The following is a 351-nucleotide window of genomic DNA, read 5'->3' on the forward strand; positions in this document are numbered from 1 at the left end:
GGAGGAACAGAGGCGCTCGACGGCGTGCGGGGTGCGTCAGGCGAGAAGGCCTGCGGTCTGGGGGCGGGCGCGCTCGAGGCGGGCGGCGACGTCCTGCCAGCTGGCGAGGTTCCAGAACGCCTTGACGTACTCGGCCTCGACGTTGAGATAGTCCAGGTAGAAGGCGTGCTCCCACACGTCGAGCAGGAGCAGCGGGGCGATGCCGACCGCGACGTTGGCCTCCTGGTCGAAGAGCTGGCAGATCAGCATCCGCTGGCCGACGCAGTCCCAGCCGAGCACGGCCCAGCCGGACCCCTGGACGCCCGTGGCGCTGGCGGCGCAGCGCGCCTGGAACGCGGCGAAGGAGCCGAA

At 71.5% G+C, this 351-nt stretch carries 1 protein-coding gene; it reads right to left on the reverse strand.

Features of this window, described 5'->3' with window-relative positions:
* Positions 1-36: 36 nt before the first annotated feature.
* On the reverse strand, positions 37-351 hold a 315-nt coding region (locus V5O49_RS00095), incomplete at its 5' end, for a superoxide dismutase (RefSeq protein ID WP_332900448.1).

Source organism: Isoptericola haloaureus (assembly GCF_036689775.1).
Classification (GTDB): domain Bacteria; phylum Actinomycetota; class Actinomycetes; order Actinomycetales; family Cellulomonadaceae; genus Isoptericola; species Isoptericola haloaureus.